This window comes from Catenibacterium faecis (assembly GCF_014306455.1).
Taxonomy (GTDB): Bacteria; Bacillota_I; Bacilli_A; order Erysipelotrichales; family Coprobacillaceae; genus Catenibacterium; species Catenibacterium mitsuoka_A.
In genome coordinates this window covers 1-7,015 of sequence record NZ_JACRWG010000078.1, presented here as the reverse complement: position 1 = coordinate 7,015, position 7,015 = coordinate 1, and the positions used below count along the sequence as shown (strand labels likewise).

Below are 7,015 nucleotides of genomic sequence, written 5' to 3'. Positions count from 1 at the left end.
TGACGTTTCTAAATTAACTAAACCATAAAATTCAACTATTCTATTTTTTCTAAATTATTCAAACTTGTTTTTAAGTTTGTCTTTTTTTATACGTTTTGATTGATTTTTGTTTCACACTTTCTCCTTTATTTGATTTCATCTTATTTTAACATATTTATTCTATCTCTAATAGTAAAAGCTGTAATAGATCATCTATTACAGCTTCTTATTATTATAATTTCTTATACATTTCCGCAATAATTTCAGCAGCTTCATCTAAACCATAATCACTATTAATAGTTAAGTCAAAATTCTTTAACTGACCCCATTTATTTGTTGTGTAGTAATTATAGTAGTTAGCTCTCTTCTTATCTCTTGAGATGACATACTTCTTTGTATTCTCATGCTCTTCTTTATATTCTTCTTCTACTCTCTTAATACGTGATTCAAGAGGTGCATGGACAAAGACTCTTAATACTTTATCATAATCTTCAAGAATATAATCAGCGCATCCATTTACTATGATACATGAATCGTTACTTGCAAGATGACGAATGATTTTAGATTGTGTTGCGAAAACCTGATCATTTAAAGGCATCTGGAAAGTGCCTCCAGCCATTCCATAAAGGAATCCTGAACTCTTTTCCTGAGATGCTTTCCTAATTGTTTCAATATCAAATCCAAGTTCCTGTGCAGCTAAATCAATAATCTGATTATCGTAATAAACAATTCCTAAAAGATTGGCTACTTTCTGTGCTATGATACGTCCTCCGGAACCATATTCTCTTGCGATTGTAATAATTTTAGGCATATGACAAAACCTCCTTCTATATGTTTATTTTATCACAAGTTTAAAAGAATATGTAAGAAACTTTATTGTAAATAATGAGATGTGCTATAATGCATGGGAAAGAGGTGGATTATGGAATACCATGTTTTAGCAAGTGGCTCTAAAGGAAACAGCACATTTATTGTAGAAAAAACTACAGGTATTTTAATAGATTGTGGTATCTCAAAGAAACAGCTTGTCTATCGATTAAAAGAAATTGGATATACAATAGATGATATAGATTATGTATTATTAACCCATGATCATACAGATCATAATAAGAATATACATATATTTGATAAAGAAATAGTATATACCGCAAAAGGTAATATAGAGGATCTAGATGAAGATCATGAACTTGTTCCTTATACAAGTTATACATTTGGTGATATAGATGTATATGTATTACGTCTTTCACATGATGCAACTAATCCTATTGGATTTATTTTTATTGGTGATGAAACACTTCTCTATATGACAGATACAGGTTATGTATCACAGAAGAATAAAGAACTTATTCACAACTTGAATTATTATATTATAGAGTCTAATCATGACATAGAGATGTTGATGGCTACACGTCGTCCTTTTTCTTTAAAGAATAGAATTATGGGCGATACAGGACATTTAAATAATGAGTATAGTGCTCATTTAATGTGTGATGTGATTGGTGAGAATACGAAAGAAATTGTATTAGCCCATTTATCACAGGATGCCAACACGAAAGAAAAGGCATTAGAAACTTATTATTCTATATTTGATGAAGAAAATATAAAATTTGATAAAGAGATGATTAAAGCAGCAAGTCAAACATCTGTTGTTTCTGGAGGAAAATATGAACATTAAGATTATTACTGTAGGTAAGTTAAAAGAGAAGTATTTAAGAGATGGTGTACAGGAGTATGTAAAAAGACTTGGTGCTTATGCCCATGTGGATTTAATTGAAGTACCTGATGAAAAGATACCTAATAACCCTTCTCTTGCAGAAGAGGCCCTTGTGAAAAGTAAAGAAGGAAGAAAGATTCTTGATCATGTGAAACAGAATGATTTTATGATTCTATTAGATGTAGCTTCACGTGAGATGGATTCAGTGGCTTTTAGTCAATATATTGAGAAGAAGATGATTGATGGTTATTCTACTATTGTATTTGTGATTGGTGGATCTTTAGGACATGGAGAGGATGTTCTGACAAGAGCTGATTTTAAATTATCTTTTTCACCAATGACTTTCCCTCATCAATTAATGCGTCTGATTCTTGTAGAACAGATTTATCGTGCATTTAAGATTATGAAGAACGAAACATATCATAAATAATGTCCATACATAGTATGGACATCTTTTTTACGTAAAAAAAGAACCTGTAGAACAGGTTCTTGCGTCTTATTTAAGACCGTATTTCTTATTGAATTTTTCAACTCTACCATCAGCACTCGCAAATCTCTGTTTACCAGTGTAGAATGGATGACAGTTTGAACAAGTATCCACACGGATTTCATCTAAAACTGAACCAGTTTCGAATTCGTTACCACATGATGTGCAGATTACTTTTACTTTTTTGTAATTTGGATGAATTCCAGCTCTCATTGTCTTATCTCCTTCCGCCTTGAAATATTTGCTACTTCAAAGTAAGTTGCTAGTGTATTGTACATCATTTTTTATTGAAATACAATAGCTTTTTTAAATTTATTTCTTAGTAATATAACCTAATTTTGTTAACATTTCAGCACTTTCAACAGCACCACCTGCAGCACCTCTTAAAGTGTTGTGAGATAAACCTACAAACTTATAATCAAAGATGTTATCTTCTCTAAGTCTACCAATAGAAACTCCCATACCACCTTCATAGTCTACATCTAATGTAACCTGTGGACGGTTTTCTTCTTCCATGTATCTGATGAAATGTTCAGGTGCATGTGGAAGCTTAAATTCCTGTGGTTGTTCCTTGAAGTTATTTAAACGATCAATTAATTCTTCTTTAGTAGGCTTCTTATTGAAACTAATAGAAACAGTTGCTGTATGACCATTTAATACTGGTACACGAATACACTGGGCACTAATAATAGGTCCTTCAGCTTTAACGATTTTACCATTTTCAATATGACCAAATACTTTTAATGGTTCCTGTTCAGACTTTTCTTCTTCCCCACTGATTAAAGGAATGATGTTTCCTACCATTTCTGGCCATTCCTTAAAAGTCTTTCCAGCACCAGAAATAGCCTGGTATGTACTTACTACAACCTTTGTTGGTTCAAATTCCTTCCATGCTGCTAAGCAAGGTGTATAAGACTGGATTGAACAGTTAGGCTTTACTGCGATAAAACCTTTCTTAGTTCCTAGTCTCTTTCTCTGATCTTCGATGACAGCATAATGTTCTGGGTTGATTTCTGGAATAACCATAGGAACATCAGGTGTCCATCTGTGTGCACTGTTGTTTGAAACAACAGGTGTTTCTGCTTTTGCATATGCTTCTTCAATTGCTTTGATTTCTTCTTTACTCATATTTACTGCTGAGAATACAAAATCAACTTCCTTCGCAATATCTTCTACATCTGCAACATCTTTTACGACAATGTTCTTGACTGCTTCAGGAATAGGTGTATCCATTTTCCATCTGCCTTTTACTGCTTCTTCATAAGTCTTTCCCGCACTAGACTTACTTGCTGCAAGTGTAGTCACTTCAAACCATGGATGGTTATCTAGAAGAGTATTAAATCTCTGTCCAACCATACCAGTCGCACCTAAAATACCAACTTTTAACTTGTCACTCATAGCTTCTCCTCCTATCAACATTAATCGTCAATCATATAACGAGTAATGTGTGCTCCTAATGTGATGAGCTTGTGGTCTATATTATCATAACCACGGTCAATATGGTAGACATTTGTAATTTCTGTTTTACCTTCTGCCATTAAACCAGCCACCACAAGAGCCGCACCACAGCGTAAATCTGTAGCCATTACTCTTGCACCATGTAGAGGTGTCTTGCCTTTTATATAAGCACATGCTTCACCTAATTCAATATCTGCTCCCATCTTATTAAGCTGAGCACAATGCTTAAATCTTTCTTTATAAATAGTTTCAGATACTTTAGATTGTCCATTACCCTGTGTTAATAGAGTTGTTAAAGGCTGCTGCAAGTCTGTCGCAAATCCTGGATAGATCTGTGTCTTTACTTCAACAGGCTTTAAATTTCCATCATTACCATATACAACAATGCTGTCGCCAATTTTTTCCATCTTAATGCCCATTTCCTTTAATTTAGAAATAAGCGCATCTAAATGCTGTGGAATAATACTCTGGATAACCATCTTTTCACCAATAGCTGCTGCAATAATCAAGAAAGTACCTGCCTCAATACGATCAGGAATAATTTCATGATATGCACCATGCATATGTTCTACACCATCAATAGTAATAGTATCTGTACCCACACCACGGATTCTCGCACCCATCTTAGTAAGAAGGTTGGCAACATCAATGATTTCTGGTTCCTTAGCTGCATTTTCAATAACAGTACGACCTTTAGCCTTAACTGCTGCTAACATAATATTGATAGTAGCACCTACAGAAGCGAAATCTAGATAGATTTCAGTTCCAATAAGTTCATCAGCCTTTAAATGATATGTTCCTGTTTCTTCATCATAATTAATATCAGCACCTAATGCTTCAAATCCTTTTAAATGAAGATCAATAGGACGAGGTCCTAAATAACAGCCACCAGGCATTCTAATAGTGACTTCTTTATATTTACCTAGTAATGCACCCATAAAATAATAAGACGCTCTTAATTTATCAACTGCATCGCTTACTAGTGGTATATTTTTCATATTTCTTGGGTCTACACCGATTTCACCTACGGATATATCCCTTTCAACAACGCAATTCAATTCTTCTAATAATACGGTTAACGCATCAACATCTGAAATTTCTGGCACATTATAAATTTCAACTGGTTCATCTGATAATACAATAGAAGGAATAAGCGCTACAGTTGCATTCTTCGCACCTGAAATAGTCACTGTTCCATTAAGTTTATGTCCACCTTCAATAGCAATTACTTCTTCTGACATTTCTATTCAATCCTTTCATTAAGGTTATTTAAAATTTATGTATATATATTAAAAAACTTTTAAGTTAATAGTTAATAAGTTAAAGTCAAAATATTGGTATTTATCTCGACGAATTCATTATATAGTATTTTACTGAAAATCACAAAGAAAACAGAAAGTAAATAATCCTTTTTAATAAAAGAATATTTTACTTTTAAAAAAAACATGATATACTATGACCACATGGTCCGTTGGTGAAGTGGTCAACACACTTGGTTCTCATCCAAGCATTCAGGGGTTCGAGCCCCCTACGGACTACCATTTTTTTATGCGAATAAAAAAAAGAAAGCAAAGCTTTCTTTTTAAAAATGTTTATTTGTATAAAAAAAATGGCTGGGGTAACTGGATTCGAACCAGTGAAATGGCAGATTCAGAGTCTGCTGCCTTACCGCTTGGCTATACCCCAAAAAAAATGGCTGGGGTAACTGGATTCGAACCAGTGAAATGGCAGATTCAGAGTCTGCTGCCTTACCGCTTGGCTATACCCCAACAGCAATTTATATTATACATATATTTTAGGAGATGTAAAGAGAAAAATGACAAAAATTCGTACAAGATTTGCGCCAAGCCCTACAGGCTACATGCATATCGGTAATTTAAGAACAGCTTTATACTGTTATTTGATCGCTAAACATCAGGGTGGCGACTTTATTTTAAGAATTGAAGATACTGACCAAAACCGTGAAGTTGAAGGTGCGACTCAGTTAATTTATGATATTTTAACTGAAACAGGTCTTAACTGGGATGAAGGACCAGATAAGCCAGGAGATTGTGGACCTTATATCCAGTCTGAAAGACTTCCAATCTATCATGAATATGCTAAGAAGCTTATTGAGCTAGGCGGTGCTCATTATTGTTTCTGTGATAAAGATGCTGACAATGATTATGATCCTTGTCGTATGCTTGATCAGGCTGAAATTGATGAAAAGCTTGCAGCAGGTGTTCCTTATGTTATTAGACAGACTATCCCTGATAAGGGTAAGGCTACTTTTGATGATGAAATCTATGGTCATATTGAAGTAGATTGTACTACTTTAAATGATTCTATCTTAATCAAGAGTGATGGATTCCCTACTTATAACTTTGCGAACGTTGTAGATGACCATTTAATGGGTATTACTCATGTTGTACGTGGTAATGAATATTTAGCTTCTACACCTAAATATAACCTTCTATATGATGCATATGGATGGGATAGACCTACTTACATCCACTTACCACCAGTAATGAAGGATGAACATGCTAAGTTATCTAAGAGAAATGGTGATGCCTCTTACCAGGATTTAACTAAACAGGGTTATTTAAAAGATGCCATCCTTAACTACATCGCATTACTTGGATGGTCTCCAGCTGATGAAGAAATCCTTTCATTAAATGATTTAATTGAACAGTTCAACATTGAACATATCTCTAAAGCTCCAGCTATCTTTGATATTGATAAGTTAAAATGGATGAACGGTGTTTATTTAAGAAACATGTCATTAGAAGAATTCCACAAAGTGGCTTCTCCTTACTATGACTTCATCACTATTCCTGTAAATACATTAGAAATCTCTAAAGCATTACAGCCACGTGTTGAAAGATTAGCTGACATTCCAGAATTAATGGACTTTGTCAATGAAACATTACCATTTGATGCATCTATCTATAAACATAAGAAGATGAAGACTAATCCTGAAAACTCTTTAGAAGCATTAGAATTATCTTTACCAGAACTTGAAAAGTGGGAAGATTATAATGATGACGAAGGATTAATGAATATGATGATGGATATCGCTAAGAGCCATGAATTAAAGAATGGACGTATTATGTGGCCTATCCGTGTTGCATTATCTAATAAAGCATTTACTCCTGGTGGTGCTGTAGAAATCGCTCATATTCTTGGTAAAGAAGAAACTTTAAGAAGAATTAGAGTTGCTATCGAAGATTTAAAGAAATCAGTTGCTGAATCAGCAGAATAAAAAACAAGAGGCTCGCTTGAGCCCAATGGCATCAACTTAAGGATTTAAACATCCAAAAAGTTGATGCTTTTTTTAGTTTCGTAGAATAATATGAGGTTTCATTTGTGTTTGGATTTCTACCTCAAAAAAAAGCGCA

Annotated in this window: 7 protein-coding genes and 3 tRNA genes; 4 read left to right on the top strand and 6 right to left on the bottom strand. The window is 33.9% G+C overall.

What is annotated here, in order from left to right:
* Positions 1 to 211: 211 nt before the first annotated feature.
* Positions 212 to 790 (bottom strand): cytidylate kinase-like family protein, encoded by a 579-nt coding sequence (locus H8909_RS12055; protein ID WP_117460093.1) that lies wholly within the window; start codon positions 788 to 790, stop codon positions 212 to 214.
* A 111-nt stretch (positions 791 to 901) separates the two neighbouring features.
* Between H8909_RS12055 and H8909_RS12050 the strand changes: the two genes are divergently transcribed.
* On the top strand, positions 902 to 1,654 hold the full coding sequence (locus H8909_RS12050) for an MBL fold metallo-hydrolase (protein ID WP_187012996.1): 753 nt from the start codon (positions 902 to 904) through the stop codon (positions 1,652 to 1,654).
* The gene (gene rlmH, locus H8909_RS12045) at positions 1,644 to 2,123 is read left to right on the top strand and encodes a 23S rRNA (pseudouridine(1915)-N(3))-methyltransferase RlmH (protein WP_117460097.1); all 480 of its coding nucleotides are present in this window, start codon (positions 1,644 to 1,646) and stop codon (positions 2,121 to 2,123) included. Before H8909_RS12050 ends, rlmH begins: the two co-directional genes overlap by 11 nt.
* Before the next feature lie 66 nt (positions 2,124 to 2,189).
* Here the strand turns inward: rlmH and rpmE are convergent, their stop codons facing one another.
* The 3 genes from rpmE to murA form a co-directional block, all read right to left on the bottom strand.
* Positions 2,190 to 2,393: a 50S ribosomal protein L31 gene (rpmE, locus tag H8909_RS12040; RefSeq protein WP_006507087.1), complete on the bottom strand. Its 204-nt coding sequence runs from the start codon at positions 2,391 to 2,393 to the stop codon at positions 2,190 to 2,192.
* A gap of 99 nt (positions 2,394 to 2,492) precedes the next feature.
* The gene (asd, locus tag H8909_RS12035; protein WP_187012995.1) at positions 2,493 to 3,578 is read right to left on the bottom strand and encodes an aspartate-semialdehyde dehydrogenase; all 1,086 of its coding nucleotides are present in this window, start codon (positions 3,576 to 3,578) and stop codon (positions 2,493 to 2,495) included.
* A gap of 20 nt (positions 3,579 to 3,598) precedes the next feature.
* Entirely contained in the window at positions 3,599 to 4,879 is a 1,281-nt protein-coding gene (murA, locus tag H8909_RS12030) for a UDP-N-acetylglucosamine 1-carboxyvinyltransferase (RefSeq protein WP_187012994.1), read from the bottom strand.
* Positions 4,880 to 5,103: 224 nt separating this feature from the next.
* Between murA and H8909_RS12025 the strand changes: the two genes are divergently transcribed.
* Positions 5,104 to 5,179: transfer RNA gene (locus H8909_RS12025), tRNA-Glu, on the top strand.
* A 69-nt stretch (positions 5,180 to 5,248) separates the two neighbouring features.
* Here H8909_RS12025 and H8909_RS12020 read toward each other — a convergent pair.
* Positions 5,249 to 5,324: transfer RNA gene (locus H8909_RS12020), tRNA-Gln, on the bottom strand.
* Positions 5,325 to 5,331: 7 nt separating this feature from the next.
* Positions 5,332 to 5,407, bottom strand: a tRNA-Gln gene (locus H8909_RS12015).
* A 47-nt stretch (positions 5,408 to 5,454) separates the two neighbouring features.
* Here H8909_RS12015 and gltX point away from each other — a divergent pair.
* The gene (gltX, locus tag H8909_RS12010) at positions 5,455 to 6,879 is read left to right on the top strand and encodes a glutamate--tRNA ligase (RefSeq protein WP_117458912.1); all 1,425 of its coding nucleotides are present in this window, start codon (positions 5,455 to 5,457) and stop codon (positions 6,877 to 6,879) included.
* The last annotated feature ends 136 nt before the right edge of the window (positions 6,880 to 7,015 follow it).